The 17,936-nt window shown below is 53.9% G+C and carries 19 protein-coding genes and 2 pseudogenes; 19 read left to right on the plus strand and 2 right to left on the minus strand.

Annotated features, from left to right (window positions below):
- Positions 1-49: 49 nt before the first annotated feature.
- On the minus strand, positions 50-1,561 hold the full coding sequence (locus SOP97_RS02645; RefSeq protein WP_322948141.1) for an O-antigen ligase family protein: 1,512 nt from the start codon (positions 1,559-1,561) through the stop codon (positions 50-52).
- 96 nt (positions 1,562-1,657) lie between these two features.
- Here SOP97_RS02645 and SOP97_RS02650 point away from each other — a divergent pair, with 96 nt between their 5' ends.
- From SOP97_RS02650 to SOP97_RS02715, 14 genes are all read left to right on the plus strand, one after another.
- Positions 1,658-3,034, plus strand: a complete 1,377-nt coding sequence (locus SOP97_RS02650) for an oligosaccharide flippase family protein (protein WP_322948142.1) — start codon at positions 1,658-1,660, stop codon at positions 3,032-3,034.
- Between the two features lie 120 nt (positions 3,035-3,154).
- Positions 3,155-3,349, plus strand: coding sequence for a hypothetical protein (locus SOP97_RS02655; RefSeq protein WP_322948143.1), 195 nt, complete (start codon positions 3,155-3,157; stop codon positions 3,347-3,349).
- Positions 3,346-4,794 (plus strand): GMC family oxidoreductase, encoded by a 1,449-nt coding sequence (locus SOP97_RS02660; RefSeq protein WP_322948144.1) that lies wholly within the window; start codon positions 3,346-3,348, stop codon positions 4,792-4,794. Before SOP97_RS02655 ends, SOP97_RS02660 begins: the two co-directional genes overlap by 4 nt.
- 156 nt (positions 4,795-4,950) lie before the next feature.
- Entirely contained in the window at positions 4,951-5,595 is a 645-nt protein-coding gene (locus SOP97_RS02665; RefSeq protein ID WP_322948159.1) for an acyltransferase, read from the plus strand.
- Positions 5,596-5,910: 315 nt separating this feature from the next.
- Positions 5,911-6,777 carry a polysaccharide pyruvyl transferase family protein gene (locus tag SOP97_RS02670; RefSeq protein ID WP_322948145.1) on the plus strand — a complete coding sequence of 289 codons (867 nt, stop codon included), beginning with the start codon at positions 5,911-5,913 and terminating at the stop codon, positions 6,775-6,777.
- A gap of 60 nt (positions 6,778-6,837) precedes the next feature.
- Positions 6,838-7,818, plus strand: a complete 981-nt coding sequence (locus tag SOP97_RS02675) for a glycosyltransferase family 2 protein (protein WP_322948146.1) — start codon at positions 6,838-6,840, stop codon at positions 7,816-7,818.
- An 11-nt stretch (positions 7,819-7,829) separates the two neighbouring features.
- Entirely contained in the window at positions 7,830-8,414 is a 585-nt protein-coding gene (locus SOP97_RS02680) for a serine O-acetyltransferase (protein WP_322948147.1), read from the plus strand.
- 76 nt (positions 8,415-8,490) lie between these two features.
- Positions 8,491-9,219 (plus strand): glycosyltransferase family 25 protein, encoded by a 729-nt coding sequence (locus SOP97_RS02685; RefSeq protein WP_322948148.1) that lies wholly within the window; start codon positions 8,491-8,493, stop codon positions 9,217-9,219.
- 9 nt (positions 9,220-9,228) lie between these two features.
- The gene (locus SOP97_RS02690) at positions 9,229-10,206 is read left to right on the plus strand and encodes a glycosyltransferase family 2 protein (protein WP_322948149.1); all 978 of its coding nucleotides are present in this window, start codon (positions 9,229-9,231) and stop codon (positions 10,204-10,206) included.
- A gap of 39 nt (positions 10,207-10,245) precedes the next feature.
- Entirely contained in the window at positions 10,246-10,731 is a 486-nt protein-coding gene (locus tag SOP97_RS02695) for a serine O-acetyltransferase (protein ID WP_322948150.1), read from the plus strand.
- A gap of 4 nt (positions 10,732-10,735) precedes the next feature.
- Positions 10,736-11,938 (plus strand): glycosyltransferase, encoded by a 1,203-nt coding sequence (locus SOP97_RS02700; RefSeq protein WP_322948151.1) that lies wholly within the window; start codon positions 10,736-10,738, stop codon positions 11,936-11,938.
- Positions 11,935-13,122, plus strand: coding sequence for a glycosyltransferase family 2 protein (locus tag SOP97_RS02705; RefSeq protein ID WP_322948152.1), 1,188 nt, complete (start codon positions 11,935-11,937; stop codon positions 13,120-13,122). Before SOP97_RS02700 ends, SOP97_RS02705 begins: the two co-directional genes overlap by 4 nt.
- Positions 13,122-13,862, plus strand: a complete 741-nt coding sequence (locus tag SOP97_RS02710; RefSeq protein WP_322948153.1) for a WecB/TagA/CpsF family glycosyltransferase — start codon at positions 13,122-13,124, stop codon at positions 13,860-13,862. Before SOP97_RS02705 ends, SOP97_RS02710 begins: the two co-directional genes overlap by 1 nt.
- Positions 13,863-14,012: 150 nt before the next feature.
- Positions 14,013-15,014: an acyltransferase gene (locus SOP97_RS02715; RefSeq protein WP_322948154.1), complete on the plus strand. Its 1,002-nt coding sequence runs from the start codon at positions 14,013-14,015 to the stop codon at positions 15,012-15,014.
- 329 nt (positions 15,015-15,343) lie between these two features.
- On the opposite strand, the pseudogene SOP97_RS02720 reads toward SOP97_RS02715, so the two are convergent.
- Positions 15,344-15,787 (minus strand): annotated as a pseudogene (locus SOP97_RS02720) (IS66 family transposase); the annotation flags it as partial.
- 197 nt (positions 15,788-15,984) lie between these two features.
- Between SOP97_RS02720 and SOP97_RS02725 the strand changes: the two are divergent.
- From SOP97_RS02725 to SOP97_RS02745, 5 genes and pseudogenes are all read left to right on the plus strand, one after another.
- Positions 15,985-16,155 (plus strand): hypothetical protein, encoded by a 171-nt coding sequence (locus tag SOP97_RS02725; RefSeq protein WP_322948155.1) that lies wholly within the window; start codon positions 15,985-15,987, stop codon positions 16,153-16,155.
- Between the two features lie 145 nt (positions 16,156-16,300).
- The gene (gene tnpA, locus SOP97_RS02730; RefSeq protein ID WP_322948156.1) at positions 16,301-16,618 is read left to right on the plus strand and encodes an IS66-like element accessory protein TnpA; all 318 of its coding nucleotides are present in this window, start codon (positions 16,301-16,303) and stop codon (positions 16,616-16,618) included.
- Between the two features lie 5 nt (positions 16,619-16,623).
- Positions 16,624-16,950 carry an IS66 family insertion sequence element accessory protein TnpB gene (tnpB, locus tag SOP97_RS02735; protein WP_322948157.1) on the plus strand — a complete coding sequence of 109 codons (327 nt, stop codon included), beginning with the start codon at positions 16,624-16,626 and terminating at the stop codon, positions 16,948-16,950.
- A gap of 61 nt (positions 16,951-17,011) precedes the next feature.
- A pseudogene (locus SOP97_RS02740) lies at positions 17,012-17,389 on the plus strand (transposase domain-containing protein); the annotation flags it as partial.
- A gap of 116 nt (positions 17,390-17,505) precedes the next feature.
- Positions 17,506-17,936, plus strand: a 431-nt coding sequence (locus tag SOP97_RS02745; protein ID WP_459349890.1) for an IS21 family transposase, incomplete at its 3' end; no start/stop codon positions are given.

A 17,936-nucleotide genomic window follows, 5' to 3' on the forward strand; every position in this document is an offset into this window, starting at 1 on the left:
GAAAAATGGGCACTCGCAGGCTTGCCGCCTGGCCGGTGCGCAGATAAAGCTAAGTGGCAACCGGGGTTGTCACATGAAGGGGTTTAAGGCTCCGCACCATCTGAATATAGGCAACGCCAAGCCCTGCCAGAGACCAATACACCACAGGGATTGCTGAAATGCTGCTTACAGTTGTAATTGTGAGTAGCACCCCTAGCAGGGTAGCCAATAATGCGCGACCAAGCCGCAAGGTTTCATCGTCTTTATCCTGAAAGGTGCGCAGAGACTTGCGAATGCCAAACACAACGGTTGCAAAGAAACCGGCGAAAAGTGCCAGGCCAAGCAATCCACTCTCCAATGTCACTCTGAGGTAGGTGTTAACGATGTCAATGATGCCTTGCCCCTGAATCATTGATTGCATTTCAGGTGTGTTGAGGAAATCGACCGAGCCGAGTAAGGGGTTGCGCTGTATGACAATCACTGCATTATCGAACAAGCGCTCGCGGTAGGTGATGTTGCCTTTCTCGAGTGTGCCGATGTAAGGCAGTAAATCGATCAGCTTGTTGCCGCCCGGGATAATGCTCAACAGGGGGAGCGAGAGTAGTGCCGCAAGTCCCAACAGCATCAAGCGTTTGGCTGCGTTGCGGCCAGTGGCAATAAACACCATGATTATCGCGGCTGCGCCGACCCAGGGGCCGCGCGACAGTGGTGCAAATAAACCCGCGGCCAGCAACAGGGCGCCGAGGCGTTGCTGCAACCGGCTGCGCACGCTGGAGTGCAAGAACAGATAGAAGCCTATCGCCACACTGATTACGTAGCCGAGCACAATGGCTTGCCCCGTGCTGGCGCTTGCTCGTAGTGAGCCGCCGCGGCCCAGGTAATTGGACATGCCCCCGCGCATGCCCATGGCATCGATCAACGAGTTATACAGCAGCCAGTGGCGGATATATTCGAATACGCCAATCAGTGCCAGCACCATGGCCGCCAAGGCAAATGCCAGCATCGCGTCCTTGAACTCGCTGAGTTGCTTGAGTGCTCGGCTGGCTACGTAATAGGGCAAAAATACATCGGTGAACAGGTACAGCGTCTGACGTAAGGTATCGGTGAGTGTGGTTTCGCGCAGGTGCAACAGGGCGCTCAACAGCAGGTGCAGCGCCAGCAGTTTGTCTGGCCAGGTACGGCCAAACGGCAGTGTGCCTGATCGCCTGGCTAACGCTACAAAAGCGGGCAACAAAATCAACAGTGCAAGCAGGCGTAAATGATCAAGTATGAAGAAATAGTTGATCAAGCCGAATCCGGGAACTGGCACGGGTGCAGGTGGTATGAGGAATAAAAGTATGAAGAACAGGGCCAAAGGGTTGCGTTCACGCCGCTGGGCGATGGTCAGCACAACCACCGTAATCAATGCGTAGAGCCAAAAGCTGTGTGAAATAAAAGCCAGAACTGACAATGCTAACCAAAGGTTACGCCGACGTTTGAAGTCGCTGTTTGGGATCAGATCAGCAGCTGGGCTGCGTGCAAAGGCAAAAACGATGCAGGCCAGAACCAGAATGACGATGAGTGCGCGTAAGTGCTCAGGCATGGGGTATCGAAAAAACCTGGGTTATGGGTGGGGGAAGATGTATGTCCTAATGGCCAGTATGGTAACTTGCTAGCCACTGAATCAGGGAACGATGTTATGGCTTCCGGTGATATATCACCATCTATGAACCTTCGCAGGCGGGCGATATCTGCAAGCGTTTGGAATTTAGGTGCCCTAGTAACCTCCCAGGCGATGCGCTTGGGGGGCAATCTCATCATGGCTCGCCTGCTGATGCCGGAAATGTTTGGCGTCATGGTCATCGCCACCACTGTTGCGGTGGTTCTCGCCTTGTTGTCCGACATGGGCTTGCGCCAGAACATTATCCAGAGCCCTCGCGGCAATGATCCGGTGTTTCTCAATACCGCCTGGACGGTACAGATTCTGCGTGGGTTTGTGCTTTTCGCGCTGTCGCTGTTGGTTGCAAGCTTTGCTTGGTATGCGCAAGTTATCAACCTCTCGCCTGCGGGCTCGACCTATGCAGCGCCTGAGTTGCCTCTGGTATTAGCGGTCACCGGTTTTACCGCAGTGATGACCGGGTTCCAGTCGACCAAGCTGGCCTTGGCCTTTCGCTCCTTCCAGCAGCGTAAGGTGGTTATTGCTGAGTTTTCTTCGCAGCTTGTCGGGCTGCTGGTTATGCTTGTTATAGGCTATTTTACCCGCTCGATATGGTCGCTGGTGGCTGCCGGTTTGGCGGCTACCATGGTCAGCACAACGCTCAGTCATGTCTGGTTTCATGGGCCAGCCAACCGGTTGCAATGGGACAGTTCGGCACTTAAGGAGCTGATCGCTTTCGGGCGTTGGGTGTTGCTGTCGTCGGCGGTAGGAGTGCTGGCCGCCCATGGCGATCGTATTTGGTTTGGCGGTAGCATGTCGGCCGCCGAGCTGGGCGTTTACTCCATTGCCGTGCTGCTACTGGGGGCCATCGAAATTGCCGTGCGTCGATTGGCTGCGGCAGTGGCGCTACCGGCCTTGAGTGAGCTGGCAAGAGGTGGCGATGCGGTGCGACTGCGCGCTTTGTATTACCGCTTCCGGCTGTTTATCGATCTTGCTTTGCTATTTGCCTGTGGCCTGCTATTGACGCTTAGCCCGCTGATTATCAGTTGGCTGTACGATGCGCGTTATGCCGATGCGGGCAATAAGCTGGCCATTCTGTCGCTGTCTCTTTTTACCTTGCGCTTCACGCTGGCTCACCAAGCGTGGCTTGCCTTGGGCTTAACCAAATATCTGGCTGTGGATAACATCATCCGCTTCGTTTCGCTATGGACGTTGCTGCCGTTGCTGCTGGCGTTGGGCGGCACGACTTATGCAGTATGGGGTGTTGCCCTGTATGCGCTCCCTACAGTTTTTTTTGTTGTGTTTATAAATCGCCGCTTGGGTCTATTCGATATGAGGCGCGAGCTTGTTGTATTGCCGATGTTGCCGCTAGGCGCTTTATTCGGAGCGCTGCTGATGAGGTTTTTAGAATATATTTAACGCCTGTGTCTGTGGTTGTTGGATGCAGAAGTGAGCGGCCGTTCATGAGTGTTTGATGGTGCTCTACGTAAATTTATATTCTTGTGCTTTTGTAATTAAATGCATATGGAGCTTTGGTTTATGCAAGCTATTGATAAAAGAAAAACTGGCATTGGGCGTAGAGGCTTTCTTCGAGTGCTGGCTCTTTTGGGCGTGGGGGCGGCGACATGGGGGCTTCACAAGATTATTGAGTTACCTGCGGATGAGCGTTCGGGTTTTGTAGTTGTCAATGGATGGGTGTTGCCAGCCCAGTATTTTCGGCAGGCACCAAGATGATCAGAGATTACCAGTCTCAGAAAGAGCTCCTTGAGCTTTACGACGTCTGCATTGTAGGCGGTGGGCCTGCGGGTATTACGCTGGCGTTGCGTTTGGCCGGGAATGGCTGGCGTGTAGCCCTAGTCGAGGGCGGCGGTCATGAATACTCGGCGCGTTCTCAAGCACTTTATCAATCCACCTCTACGGGGCTCAATGCATACGTCGATGCAATGCGCTTGCGCTTTCTTGGTGGGACCTCTAACCACTGGACCGGTCGTTGTCGGCCCTTTGAGCGGTCTGATTTCGCCATGCCGACTGCTGGTGGCCTACCCGGTTGGCCAATAGCCTTTTCCGAAATTGAGCATTACTTGGCGCAAGCCATGGATATTTTGGACTTGCCTGCCAAGTCTGATTTCAAGGCTATTAATGAGGCTCTGCCCGGCGGTGATTTTGATGCTGACCGTTTCTTGCTCAGCCCGCCGACACGATTTGCCCAGAAGTACGACCAAGCGTTGCGTGATACCGAAGGACTGGAAGTATTTATTAATTGCAATTGTGTTGATCTGGACTTTGCTAGCGAGACGGGTGAGATAGCGGCTGTAGTGGTGTCTGATTACGATCTGCGACGAGGGAATATCAAGGCTAGGCATTATGTGCTGGCTGCGGGTGCAATCGAGAATGCGAGACAGCTACTGAATAGTGAGTCTTTGCTTGCTGCAGGGGTTACCAGTCAGGACGGTATTACGGGTAGCTGTTTTATGGAGCACCTGAATATTGATATTGGGACTTTTATTCTGGCCGGTGATTTGGGTACGTCGCGACGTCAATATTTCACCACGGACGCCTTTATCGAGAAGCACCAGGTTGGTAAAGGGAATATGACTTTTTCGTTGCTTGCTGAGGTTAAATCTTATGGCCGCACAGCTGCGATAAAAGATTTTTTCAAGAATATAGCGTGTGAAATCGGTGTTGCCGATAAAGTTGATTTTATTGCAAAGTTCAATTGCCCGGGTGATGGGTTGATTAGCACGTTAATTGAGCAGGTGCCTAACCAGAAAAGTCGTGTCTCATTACTTGATGAGCGTGATGGGTTAGGGGTGCGCAAAGCAAACCTGCACTGGGAGCTTAGCCCCGAAGATCGAAAGACTATTAAAACGCTCGGGCTTGAAGTCGCGAAACGGTTTTCCGAAGCGGGTCTTGGTTTCGTCAAATTACATGAAAATATCTATGACAGCGATCTGCCGCTTGACGTTAACCCCCATGCCCATCACATGGGGACTACACGAATGGCAGAAACTGCTGAACATGGCGTAGTCGACAAGAATTGCAAAGTATTCGGTGTGGATAATTTGTATGTGGCTGGAAGCAGTATTTTTGCTACAGGCGGTGCCTGTAATCCTACTATGCCTATCCTGCAACTTGCCTTGAGACTGGCCGATCATCTTGATGAGCGTATGAAGGTTTAGTAAGCAGAGACACCTGAATGCTGCTGATACAGGTAAGTGTATGGTGAAATTTTTGTATTTTGCTTTATGGCATAAGGATTGCTTTTGAATCTTCTACGTGAGCGGTATGTCTGGTCGTAGAGAGTGATTGTCACTGTTGTCGGTTTTTGTAAAGCGCTGGTCTTTCGAGGCAAACAGAATGATTGGGGTGGTAGGCGGGCAGTGGCGTTTATCGCCAGACGAACCGGGCGTGGACGTTCGCTATATAAGCGGCTGTGCAGCCCCAGCGCTTTCGAGTGGGCCGAGTACTTGGCCCGTTGGGGCGGGTTACATTCTGTGGGCAAAAGCGTGCGGATTAGCCTTGGCTGTAATATTACCGATCCCACCTTGGTGCGGATCGGTAACAATGTCACCTTGGCTGATTGTACGTTGCTTGGTCATGACGGCGTGATCCGTATACTTAATGCCCGCTTTGATAAAAAACTTGATTCAGTTGGTCCCATCGATATACGCGACAATTGCTTTATCGGCTATGGGGCTATTGTCATGCCGCGTGTCAATATAGGCCCGGATTCCATTGTTTCTGCGGGAGCAGTGGTCACCAAGGATGTGCCGCCGGGCGTTGTGGTTGGTGGTAATCCGGCAAAAGTCATTTGCACGACCGAAGAGTTGGTGGCGCGCATGGAGGCGCGTGCTGAAACCTACCCGTGGATTGAGCTGATCCGGCAACGCGAAGGTGCTTATGACCCACGCATAGAGCCGGTACTTAAGGTCATGCGCTCGACATTCTTCTTTGGCGAAAAAGACATAACGAGACAGTGATGTCGCGGGATTCATATTTTCGCGAACATAAACAGAAATCTGAGAGAAATATTTATTCATTAAGCTGTTAGCTGTTATCGCTCATGACCGTACGCCAGGCTTGGTATGCGCCTATTTTCGATTGACCGAGAAGACTGTCCATGCAAGGCAGAATATCAGTACGGTGGTAATCGGCAATTGCTCGGGCGACGACTCGGCGGAATTTCTTCAGCAGGGTCTGGCGCAAATGTATCTGCGCGTTCCAGCGACTTTTATGCCGTCGGTGCGCAATGGCGATTTTGCCTGCGGTAATAATGAGTTTTGGGGGGTGTTGATTTGAATTCTAATATTGAGGCTTTCTTAAAAAGTTTTGTTGGTGAGCGTGTGCTATTTGCGCCGAACCCAGGTAATGCGGGTGACTCAGTAATCGCTTGTGCAGAATATCAGATGCTTGATCGGCTCGGAATTGACTATAGTGTTGTTCCTTTGGATATTGATCCGTCTAAAACCAAGGGGGCAGTGATTTTCTATGGTGGCGGTGGTAATTTAGTCGCCCCTTATCCGAATGCCAGGAATTTTATCTCTCGGCATCATGAGCATGCGAAGCGCCTTGTTATTCTTCCTCACACCATCGTCGGCTATTCGGAGTTGGTTTCTGCATTAGGCTCGAATGTGGATATTATTTGCAGGGAGCAGGTTTCATATGATTATGTTTCGCAGTTTGTAACGTGTGCAAAAGTACACTTAATGGATGATGTTGCTTTATCTCTTGATGTTTCGGCGTTACTAACTTCTGCAGGAATTTCTGAAAGCGCCTGGCTGAATAGGCCATTAAGGACTGCAAAACGCTTTGTCAGAGTTTTGCTCCATAGATTTAAAAATGCAAGTCAGCGTAATACGCTTAATTCATTTAGGGGGGACGTTGAGGGTACTGGAAGGGCCGATGCATTGGCTAATTTTGATGTCTCTCAGATGCTCGCGGCAGATAGTATGTCAGCTTTAGATTCTGTAATTGCGGCGCGGTCTTTTATTGGCTTTGTCAGTCAATTCGATGTGGTGCGTACAGATAGATTGCATGTATGTATTGTTTCGTTACTGCTCAATAAAGAAGTGCATTTTTTTGATAATTCTTATGGGAAGAATCGTGCGGTCTATGAGTTTTCCATGGCTGGCCGCTATCCTAATATAAGCTGGTGTGATTGATTGCTTTTGGTTGTCGTTCTTGTTGGTGATGTGTAGTTAAATCTGTACGAAGTCATTCGCGTGAGCACACTAAAAAGTGCGAGGTTTTTTATGAGGCTGTTAGTTGTCATTGTTAATTACCGTACGCCAGGCTTGGCGTTGGACTGTTTGCGCTCGCTGGAGAAGATTGTTCACCCGGGGCTGGATGTCAGTGCGGTGGTGATTGACAACTGTTCCGGCGACGACTCGGCGGAAGTTCTTCAGCAGGGCCTTGCGAACATGCAGCTGCGCGTTCCGGCGACTTTTATGCAGTCGGCGCGCAATGGTGGTTTTGCCTACGGCAATAACGAAGTGTTACGCCAATACTTCTTGCCGCTTGCTGATGTTTCTGCCGATGTGGTGTGGCTATTGAACCCTGATACTTATTTGAAGAACGAAAGTATTTTGCCGCTGTTGGAGTTTATGCAGACGAACCCACTGGTCGGCATTATTGGTTCAAAAGTTGAGGACGAGGATGGCACGGTGCGCCGTAGTGCCTTCAGGAAACCGAGTATTTTCTCTGAAGTGGATTCGGCTCTGGCTTTCGGTCCGGTTTCGCGACTGCTGCAGCGTTTTCAGGTAGCGCCAGCCCCTAGCCCGGTCGCTGTTCCGGTCGACTGGGTCAGCGGAGCCAGTCTTTTTATACGGGCCGATGTTGTGCGACGCGTCGGCCTTATGGACGAAAACTACTTTATGTACTTCGAGGAAACTGATTACTGCTTGGCCGCCCAGGCTCAAGGCTTTCAGGTTTGGTACTGGCCGGACTTTAGCGTGGTGCATCTGGTCGGCCAGGCTTCCGGGGTGACGGGGTCTACCCGCATGCTCAAACGCAGGCCCAAGTACTGGTTCGATTCCAGGGCGTATTTTTTCCGTAAGAATTTTGGTGGCCTTTACCTGCATATGGCGAACCTGGCTTGGCTGTTGAGCTATCCGCTCGGCCGGCTATGGCAGTGCTTACGGCGCAAGCCCTGTGAGGACCCGCCTCGTTTATGGTGGGACTTCTTGCGTTATAACTATCTGTGAGGCATGACGCTATGGTCGAGTCTTCCGATATTCGCCCCGAGTCCGATGTTTTACTCGGCACACGTAATTGCAATCCGCCTGGGATCGGGTTTATGGCCCTGATCAAGGAGGACTTCATTACCCATGAGCGTGACTTGTTCAGCCAGGGGTTTTGGGCGCTGGCCGTGCAGCGCTTCGGTAATTGGCGCATGGGTATTGGTAACCGCTTGCTGCGGATGCCGCTCTCGTTGCTCTACAAGATCCTGGAAAAACTAGTCGAATGGCTTTGTGGCATTAGCCTCAAGTACACCGTGGTGGTTGGCCGGCGTGTACGCATCTGGCACCACGGCGGCATGGTGTTGGGCGCACTGGCAATTGGCGATGATGTGCATATCCGACAGAACACCACCTTTGGCGTTAAACATCGGGGTGATCCTAGGTGGCTGAAGCCCGTCATCGGCAATCGCTGCGATATTGGCACCGGAGCGGTAATCGTGGGCGGTATCGAAATTGGTGATGACAGTTTTGTCGGCGCAAATGCCGTGTTGGCTCAGTCTGTGCCCGCAAACTCTGTAGTACTGGCTGTCAAGCCGCAGATAACCATGAAAAGTCAGTAATGGAACTCAAAAAATGCCCGCAAGCGTTTCAGCGATTATCTTTTATCAGCCTGTGCGTAGGGACTAAGGAATCCTAATGAGTCATCCACTGGACTATTTCGAACGAATTTTTATCATCAATCTGCCTGCGCGTACGGATCGCCAAGCTGAAATAGCTGCTCAGCTAAAAGCTATCGGGCTGAGGCTGGATAGTACAAACATTGAGCTTTTCCCAGCGGTGCGTCCAGATGCTCCTGAAGGGTTTCCCAGCATTGGTGCCCGGGGCTGCTTTATGAGCCATTTGAGTGTTTTACGCACCGCAAAGCGGCTGGGGTTGCAACGTGTGGCTATCTTCGAGGACGACTTGGACTTTGCCGCGAATTTCAATGTGCGGATTGCGTCTGTTATCGAACGGCTGGCAAGTACCAATTGGTCAATGTTCTATGGCGGTTACCACATTGCGCAACCTTCTCGCGGCCTGGCCCATGACGGGATAGTCGAGAGTCAACCGGATGAGCTGATCGGGACGACCCATTTCGTGGTTTTTCAGGGCGAGGCGATCTCGGCGGCCGTGCACTATCTGGAAAAAATACTGAGTCGGCCTGCGGGAGATCCCGAAGGGGGGCCTATGCATGTCGATGGTGCTTACAACTGGTTCAGGCGTGCGAACCCGCAGTTCAAGACCGTCCTGGTTACCCCAGAGCTTGGCTTCCAGCGTGCGTCACGCACAGACATCCATGACCTGCGTTGGTATGACACTATGCCGATAGTGCGCCATGGCGCGGCCTATTTACGTCTGTTCAAAAACGCGCTGATGCGGCGCTGAGTGAAGATCATGACTACAGGCGTCGGTGTAGTTGTTATCGGTCGTAATGAGGGCGGACGTCTTGAACGCTGCCTGACATCATTGCTCGGTACAGCTGACAAGGTTGTGTATGTCGACTCCGGCTCAACTGACGGTTCCGTGCAAATGGCACAAGGGCTTGGGGTTGAGGTTGTCGCGCTGGATATGAGACTGCCCTTCACGGCCGCGCGTGCGCGCAATGAAGGTTTCCAGTGTTTGCAGCGACTGCTGCCAGGAATCGAGTACGTGCAGTTTGTCGATGGTGATTGCGAGGTAGCCGCTGATTGGCTGGCCAAGGCTCAAGCGTTTCTACAAGAGCATCCCTCGGTTGCTGTGGTCTGTGGTCGGCGTCGTGAGCGGTTTCCGCAACGCTCTATTTACAATTATTTATGTGACCTTGAATGGGACACCCCCATCGGTGAGGCGAAAGCCTGTGGGGGCGACGCACTGATGCGGGCCGATGCCTTCACGGCTGAGGCCGGTTTCCGCGCCGATCTGATCGCCGGAGAAGAGCCGGAATTATGCGTGCGACTACGTGCGGCCGGCTGGAAAGTCTGGCGTTTGGACGCTGAAATGACATTACATGATGCCGCTATGACAAGCTTTGGCCAGTGGTGGCGGCGCACGCTGCGCGGTGGTCACGCGTTTGCCGAGGGGGCGTTTCTGCATGGTGCCTCACCTGAGCGGCACTGGCTGCGTGAGTCTCGGCGTGCCTGGCTATGGGGGCTGGGCATACCTGTGGGCGTTGTACTTGCCTGCCTGATCTTGGGTTGGTTGGGGCTGATTCTGCTGCTGGTCTACCCGTTGCAGGTTGCGCGACTCGCCTTGCGGGGAGAGGGGAGCGCTCGCGAGAACTGGTTGCCGGCGTTGTTTCTGGTGCTGGGCAAGTTTCCGGAGATGCTCGGTCAGGTCAAGTTTCTGTTGAGTCGGGTTGGTGCCGGCAAGACGACGCTGATCGAATATAAATAGGTGAACAGAGTGTCTGTGCCATCGGCTGAAATTCCTGACATGTTGCGTGAGCACAAGGCGCCGTTTGCCTGGGCGCCCTCGCGGGCATTGCTCGCGAGCATCCGCGCCTACCAGCAGCGTCGTGGTTCGCATAACCCACTGTCGTTATTGCTGCAGAAGTGGGCGGTGCTTCGTCATCGCTTCTGGAGTGTCATCACCGGGGCGGATATTCCTATCACCTCGCAGATAGCGGGTGGCTTGTTGCTACCCCATGCCAACGGTGTGGTTATCCACCCGGATGCGAAAATCGGCCCCAATTGTCTGATCTTCCAGCAGGTTACGATCGGGACGCGCGGTTCTGGCGCAGCCCCGCAGATAGGTGGCCATGTGGATATTGGCGCAGGGGCAAAAATATTAGGGCCGATAAGGATTGGCAATCATGTGGTGATTGGTGCCAATGCTGTGGTGCTGGTTGATGTGCCGGATAATTGTATGGCGGTAGGCGTTCCTGCTGTTGTTAAACCTCGACCTTGTCAGGAAGATTGAATCGATGCGTATTGCCTACTTTATCAATCAATACCCCAAGGTCAGCCATAGCTTTATCCGCAGAGAGATTCTCGCGCTGGAGCGCAACGGTTTCGAGGTGCAACGCATCGCCTTGCGCGGCTGGGATGGCGAATTGGTGGATGATGAGGATCTGCGCGAGCGCGGGCGCACACGCTATGTGTTGCAGGAGGGCATCAAGGGTTTGCTGCTGCCGGTTTTGCAGACGCTGCGCGAGCAGCCACGACGGTTCTTTTCGGCACTCCTGCTGGCGTTGCGCATGGGCCTGCGCGCCGACCGCGCCTGGCCATACCACCTGGTCTATCTGGCGGAGGCCTGTCGCCTGTTGCCCTGGTTGCGCGAGTTCGGTGCAACCCATGTGCATGCGCATTTCGGCACCAACTCCGCGGAAGTGGTGATGCTGGCCGAAGCCTTGGGAGGGCCGACCTACAGCTTTACCGTGCATGGCCCGGAAGAATTCGATAAGCCGCAGTTTATTCATTTGGGCGAAAAGGTGCGCCGGGCGGCTTTCGTTGTGGCGATCAGCTCCTATGGGCGCAGCCAGCTGTTTCGCTGGGTAGAACATGCGCACTGGGCAAAGGTTAAGGTGGTGCATTGCGGGCTGGAGCGCGCGTTTCACGATGTGCCACCAGTCGCCATGCCCACAGCGCCGCGCCTGGTATGCGTGGGCCGCCTGTGTGAGCAGAAGGGCCAGCTGTTGCTGATGCAGGCCGCCGGTTTGCTGGCCGAGCAGGGGCTTGAGTTCGAGATCGTGCTGGCCGGTGATGGCGAGATGCGTGCCGAGATCGAGGCATTGATCGCGCGTTACAGCTTGCAGGCGCGGGTGCGTATCACCGGCTGGATAAGCAGCGAGCAGGTACGGGCGGAAATCCTCGCGGCGCGGGCCCTGGTGTTACCAAGCTTTGCTGAAGGCTTGCCAGTGGTGATTATGGAAGCGATGGCGTTGCGCAGGCCGGTGCTGACCACCTATGTCGCGGGCATTCCGGAGCTGGTTTGCCACGGTGAGAATGGCTGGTTGTTCCCTGCTGGATCGGTTGAAGCGTTGGCCGTGGCGTTGGCGGACTGCCTAGCGCAATCTGCTGAGGTACTGGCGCGCATGGGCGAGGCGGCTTATCAGCGGGTGCTCGAGAGGCACGACATCGATACCGAGGCCGCCAAGTTGGCCGTGTTGTTCGAGGCGCAAGCATGATGATTTTTCTCAATTGGTTATTGAGCGCAGTGCTGATAATCATCTTGTTGCCGGTACTGGTGCTGTTCCTGCAAGTGGTTCTTGCCTGCCTGCCTGTGCGGTCGAAGCCTTCATCGCCGGTAGTGCGCCCGCGCGTGGCCGTGTTGGTGCCCGCGCACAATGAGTCTTCAGTCATTACCGCAACGCTGAATAGCCTTCTGCCGCAGTTGCGTGAGGGCGACCGGCTGCTGGTGGTGGCTGATAACTGTAAGGATGACACCGCCGCGTTAGTCAGGGCTGCGGGAGCGGAGGTAGCCGAGCGCAGCAATGAACAGCAGCGTGGAAAGGGCTATGCGCTGGATTTTGGCGTGCGTTATCTGGCAGCTGATGCACCTGACGTGCTGATTATTGTCGATGCTGATTGTCAGGTGAGCGAAGGTGCGATCGAGCGCCTGGCTGTCCGCTGCATCCAGTCCGGGCGGCCGACCCAGGCGCTGTATCTGATGCATGCGCCGCCAGGTTCAGGCTTGAAAGTGCGTATTGCCGAATTCGCCTGGTGCGTGAAGAACTTGCTTCGCCCGAGCGGTTGGGTGCGGCTCGGCTGGCCCTGTCAGCTGATGGGGTCGGGCATGGCCTTTGTCTGGCGCGATCTGACGCTGATCGACCTCGCCAGCGGCCACATAGTCGAAGACTTGAAGATGGGCTTGGACTTTTGCCGCAACGGCAAACCGCCATTGTTTTGCCCCGATGCCAGGGTCAGCAGCTGTTTCCCACGCAGTGAGGAGGGGTTGAGCAGCCAGCGCACGCGCTGGGAGCATGGGCACCTCGGGGTGATCCTCAGCGATGCGCCCAAGTTACTAGTCGAGGCGCTTGGGCGGGGTAACTGGAAGCTGTTGGGCATGACCCTCGATCTGCTGGTGCCGCCGCTGGCGTTATTGACCCTGGTGGCTATTGCGGCCTTCCTCTTGGCCTGGCTGCTGTTTGCCCTGAGCGGGCTGCTGGCGCCGGCGATGATTGCAACGGTCGGGGTGGCAATGTTGGGCAGCACCATCCTGCTTGCGTGGTCTCGTTGCGGGCGCGAGATTATTTCGTTCATGTCTCTGTTGTATGCGCCCCTTTACGCCGCGAAAAAAATTCCCCTGTACCTGGGCTTTCTGTTCAAGCGCCAGGTCGATTGGGTTCGTTCGAAACGGGATGAGCACTGATGGATTCTTTGCCTTGGCAGCAACGCTGGCGCGCGCTTGTCGACAAACTCCGGGTGGTCGGCGATCCCGAGGATGAACAACGTTTGATTGAATGTTTGTCGAAGCCGAAGGCGACGACAGTGCTGGGCTTCGTCAATGCCCATGCCATGAACTTAGTGGCGGGTAGCCGCGATTATTACAACGCCCTCGCGGCTGCTGATGTGCTGTTACGAGACGGTTCCGGCATGTCCATCCTGTTTCGCCGGCTTGGCTTAACGCCGGGACTAAATATGAATGGGACCGATTTTATTCCCAAGTTACTGGCGGCCTATAAGGGGCGCCGTGTGGCCTTCTGGGGCACCGAAGAGCCCTTTCTGATGAGCGCTGTGCAGTGTAGCGAAACCATGTTTGCGGTAAATGTGGTTTCTGCCGAGCATGGTTTTGCTGAGGTGGAACACTACCTCGACTTAGCGCAGCAACTGCAGCCCGAGTTGATCGTGTTGGGTATGGGCATGCCTAAGCAGGAAGTTGTTGCCGCTAGGCTGGCTGTTAATGGCGCGCCGTGCCTGATTGTGTGCGGGGGGGCGATTTTGGATTTCCTCGGCGGCAAAGTCACCCGGGCTCCACAGTGGCTGCGCCGTCTGGGTTGTGAGTGGGTATTTCGCCTGCTGAGCGAACCGAAGCGCTTATTTCAGCGCTATGTATTGGGCAACCCCATATTCTTAGTCCGCACACTAATCTGCCTAGATGAGTCTGTTTAGTGCCTGGCCGGGCTCAATGGTCGGCCGTGTTCTGACAGCGCTGAATTATTCAAAATATAAGCTTGCTTAAGTCCTAGTGTCGGTAATTTTTTATCACCATGAGCATATCGGCTATTTTTGTTTCTAATACAATTTCCTGTGAGCAGTAGCATGAGAGTTTCACACTTAGATTCTCTAAGGGGAGTGGCCTGTATTCTCCTTGTGGTATTCCATATTATTGGCAGTGATTCGGACGTGGGTCTTAGCCTGCCATCGGACTCGCCGTGGTCAAGTTTTAATGTGCTATTTGAGAATCTAAGGATGCCGCTTTTTGCATTTCTTGGTGGTGTGGTTTTTTCTTTCAGAGGTTTAAATAAAGGCGAAGAGCTTGTGCTTCTGGTGGGTAAGGTTAAGCGTTTATATTTGCCGCTTATCTGTGTTGGTGGAGCGTTTTTATTCGTTCAGGCTAATAGTGGCTACTCCCATGTGCAAGTCGAAGCGTCAGGGCTTGGCTACTATTTTTCTATTCTCTACTATGCGCGCTTTCATTATTGGTTTATCCATGCAATATTTTTGGTTTTTTTGTTTTTAGTCTTCCTGTCGTTGACGGTAGGGGTCGATCGAAAGAGTTTGCTCTATTCTTTTTTTGCCTCGGTATTTTTATCTTTTTATATGCCTGCAGGCATCCAGTTTTTCTCGTTTTCGGGATTTATATACCTGCTGCCCTATTTTTTACTGGGCAGTCTGCTGCGCCTTTATGGCTTTGAACTGTCGAGGTTTTTGAAGGTTGTATTGGTTTGCTCGTTATTGGTTGGGCTTGTCGGTAAGTATTATATGCAGTCAAATTTTGGAGGTGTAGGAAAGATCAGCTTTTGTGGTTATTTGATCGGCTTTTCCGGTTGTGCGACTTTATATTACTCAAGGCTGAAATCCAGTTTTCTTGCGTATATTGGGTGTTATTCATATACAATATTTTTGTTTCATGTGTTCTTTCTTGCTGCAGCTAGAGTAGCTCTGCATTATATTGGTGTTGAAAGTATTGCTGTGCATGTAGTGACTGCTTTGTTTGTTACAATTACCGCGTGCATTGGGGTCCATAAGTTATTTGAACGCTATTTTATTTTGTCTTGGTGCTTTTTAGGGCAGCGGCCAGTTCTAAGAAAAGTGCCTTAAATTGATATGCCTTCTGGAATTTAAGAGAGGCTGAAAAAGCTCTCTGGCTACTTTATATACGCACGTCCTGCTTCCTGAGCCGTACGATGAAACCGATATCTTCACCGATACTTGGTTACATACGGCATGGCGTAGGCTCGGGGCTGTAAAAATACGCAGTGTTCAATGCCGCTAGTGTTCGTTTAGGCTGGGGTAGACACGTGTTACGAGAACGGTTTCTGCGTACCGCGCCATAACGCCCATCTGCCCATATCCCCCGATCATTAGATGCTGAACTCCCGTTTCTCTGTAAGACCTCCATAAACCCGTCCAGAAGAACGAAGTTTTTTTCAGGGCGCAAGGACAGAAGCCAGCGAGCAGTTCCATAGGAGCAGCGCTTCGTAGTTCCCAACGCTGCTGGCGGTTGGCAGGTGTTCAAGAAGGTGGCGCAGGTAGGCGTAGCGTTCTTGGCCGTTGGCTTTGGCGGTTTCGATCAGGCTGTGGACCTTGGCGCTGACGCCTTTGGGGGTGTCGCTGAACAGCCAGTTCTTGCGGCCGATGACGAACGGGCGGATGGCGTTCTCGGCGCTGTTGTTGTCGATGGGCAGGTTTACCGCTTCGATCTAGCGATCCAGTTTCTCACCACTTAGTTCACGGCCAGGCCCAGTGTAGTCTTGCCGGCAACCTGCGGCTGGGTTTTGTCCAGCCAGGCTTTGAGTTGATCAAGCAGTGGCTGGCTGCGGTGTTTGCGAACGCTCGGCGTCGCAGGCGTCTTTCAGATCGCGCTTGATGCCCGCTTTTGCGGTCACGGCGTTGTAGCAGTGCAAGCCAGCTGCCTCCAGTGATGTTCGGCTCTTGGTTTTCACATCCCAGTGATTAGCGCTGTTATGACAGGCGAGAAGCCACTATGCTTCCTCACATGATTGATGGTGTGCGTGGTAGTTCTATTCGCCGTGTTAAGGCAATTCTGCAGGTAACAAAGGACTGGTCCATGCAAGAGCAACGCTACCTCCCAGCGCTACGCGCGCACATTGATTATCTCCTCCGCGAGGGGTGGGTCATCGTCAAGCGCGATCCGCTTAAATTACAGATCCGAGATGAAACCTTCGTGGTTTTGCACGGCATGCTAATCAGCGAAGATTCGCTCTGGCACTCCGCCTAGCGTTGTAGCGGCTGAGCGATAAATGGCTCAGTAGCTTAAAAAGTAGTAAGCGTCCGGCCAACTCACCTTCCGAATCTCAGCATTAAGGGCGATGGTGTCCGCGTATTTTTAAGCGGACGCGATAGCCCTTATCGCCGGGATTTCCATGCGCCAACGAAGCTCTTACCCCAAACCATTCAAGGCCCAGGTTGTTCAGGAGTGCCTGCAACCCGGTGCGAGCGTCTCCAGCGTGGCCATCCGCCACGGCATCAACGCCAACGTCATTCGCAAGTGGCTACCGCTTTATCGAGATCAACTGCCAGCGGCGTTGCCGGCGTTCGTTCCTGCGAGGGTTACGCCCAAACGACCAGCTGAAGCAGTGGTGATTATCGAGCTACCGCTGGGCGAGCAATCGGTCACGGTGAAATGGCCAGCCTCCGATCCTGAAGGATGCGCCCGCTTTGTCCGTGGGCTCGGCCAGTGATCCGCGTGGATAGTATCTGGCTCGCCACCGAGCCAATGGATATGCGTGCTGGCACTGAAACCGCGTTGGCCCGCGTGGTGGCGGTGTTCGGTGCGGCGAAGCCGCACTGCGCCTATCTCTTTGCCAATCGTCGCGCCAACCGCATGAAAGTTCTGGTGCATGACGGCGTGGGTATCTGGCTGGCCGCACGGCGATTGAACCAAGGCAGGTTTCACTGGCCAGGCATCCGCCACGGCTCGGAAGTTGAACTCGACGCAGAGCAACTTCAGGCGTTGGTACTGGGGCTGCCCTGGCAGCGGGTCGGTGCGGGCGGCGCGATCACAGTGCTGTAGCACCGGCCATTAGCCCATCGGTGTATCTGCGCAGAGCGTCTGCTCTGGCACAATCAGCAGCATGAACTCCTCGCCCAATCTCGACCAACTGACAGCTGAGCAACTGCGCACACTGGCCGCGCAGTTGCTGACGCAGGTCGACGTGATGGGCAAGAAAATCCACCGTGATCAAACCATCATTGAGCAGCTCACACACGAAATCGCTTGGTACAAACGGCACAAGTTTGCCAAGCGTAGCGAGCAACTGAGCCCTGACCAAGGCAGCTTGCTGGATGACCTGCTCGACACTGACATCGCCGCCATCGAGGCGGAGTTGAAAGCCGTCAATCCCCCGGCCACCCCAGCCGAACCACGCCAACAGCCCAAGCGCACAGCGCTGCCGCCGCAATTTCCGCGTACCGTGATTCGTCACGAGCCGGAGAACACCCAGTGCGCCTGCGTGTTGCCGCTGACCGAAAACTGACCCAGTAGAGGCTGTTCTGCCGACTGAAAACTGACCCAGGTGTTCAACTGCTTCTGCTCAATTATTGAGCAGGAGAACACAGGGTGATCAGTATGGAAATGATGGGCAAAATTCGCCGGATGTATTTCCGCGACAAGCTGTCGCTGCATGAGATAGCCAAGCGCACCGGGTTGGCGCGCAACACGATTCGCAAGTGGGTCAGAGCACCTGAGGCCAAGCCGCCGGTCTACCAACGCCGCGCGATCTTCAACAAACTCAGCCCTTTTCACGCCACGCTGGAGCAGGCGCTAAAAGCCGATTCGCTGCGGCCCAAGCAACAGCGGCGCAGTGCCAAGGCGCTGTTGGCGCAAATCAAAGCCGAAGGTTATGACGGTGGCTACAGCCAGCTCACCGCGTTTATCCGTGCCTGGCGAGGGGGACAGGGCAAGGCGTCGCAGGCCTTTGTGCCGCTGACCTTTGCTCTTGGCGAGGCGTTTCAGTTTGACTGGAGCGAGGAAGGCTTGCTGGTCGGCGGCATTTACCG

Origin of the sequence: Pseudomonas spirodelae (assembly GCF_034653255.1) — a bacterium.
Classification (GTDB): domain Bacteria; phylum Pseudomonadota; class Gammaproteobacteria; order Pseudomonadales; family Pseudomonadaceae; genus Aquipseudomonas; species Aquipseudomonas spirodelae.

Bases quoted from the DNA above. Each gene is read 5' to 3' on its own strand.
- SOP97_RS02725 (WP_322948155.1), top strand. From the start codon at position 15,985: ATGCAAGAGCAACGCTACCTCCCAGCGCTACGCGCGCACATTGATTAT.
- SOP97_RS02690 (WP_322948149.1), top strand. From the start codon at position 9,229: ATGACTACAGGCGTCGGTGTAGTTGTTATCGGTCGTAATGAGGGCGGA.
- tnpA (WP_322948156.1), top strand. From the start codon at position 16,301: ATGCGCCAACGAAGCTCTTACCCCAAACCATTCAAGGCCCAGGTTGTT.
- SOP97_RS02680 (WP_322948147.1), top strand. From the start codon at position 7,830: ATGGTCGAGTCTTCCGATATTCGCCCCGAGTCCGATGTTTTACTCGGC.
- SOP97_RS02705 (WP_322948152.1), top strand. From the start codon at position 11,935: ATGATGATTTTTCTCAATTGGTTATTGAGCGCAGTGCTGATAATCATC.
- SOP97_RS02710 (WP_322948153.1), top strand. From the start codon at position 13,122: ATGGATTCTTTGCCTTGGCAGCAACGCTGGCGCGCGCTTGTCGACAAA.
- SOP97_RS02655 (WP_322948143.1), top strand. From the start codon at position 3,155: ATGCAAGCTATTGATAAAAGAAAAACTGGCATTGGGCGTAGAGGCTTT.
- SOP97_RS02660 (WP_322948144.1), top strand. From the start codon at position 3,346: ATGATCAGAGATTACCAGTCTCAGAAAGAGCTCCTTGAGCTTTACGAC.
- SOP97_RS02685 (WP_322948148.1), top strand. From the start codon at position 8,491: ATGAGTCATCCACTGGACTATTTCGAACGAATTTTTATCATCAATCTG.
- SOP97_RS02650 (WP_322948142.1), top strand. From the start codon at position 1,658: ATGGCTTCCGGTGATATATCACCATCTATGAACCTTCGCAGGCGGGCG.
- SOP97_RS02700 (WP_322948151.1), top strand. From the start codon at position 10,736: ATGCGTATTGCCTACTTTATCAATCAATACCCCAAGGTCAGCCATAGC.
- SOP97_RS02695 (WP_322948150.1), top strand. From the start codon at position 10,246: ATGTTGCGTGAGCACAAGGCGCCGTTTGCCTGGGCGCCCTCGCGGGCA.
- SOP97_RS02645 (WP_322948141.1), bottom strand. From the start codon at position 1,561: ATGCCTGAGCACTTACGCGCACTCATCGTCATTCTGGTTCTGGCCTGC.
- SOP97_RS02715 (WP_322948154.1), top strand. From the start codon at position 14,013: ATGAGAGTTTCACACTTAGATTCTCTAAGGGGAGTGGCCTGTATTCTC.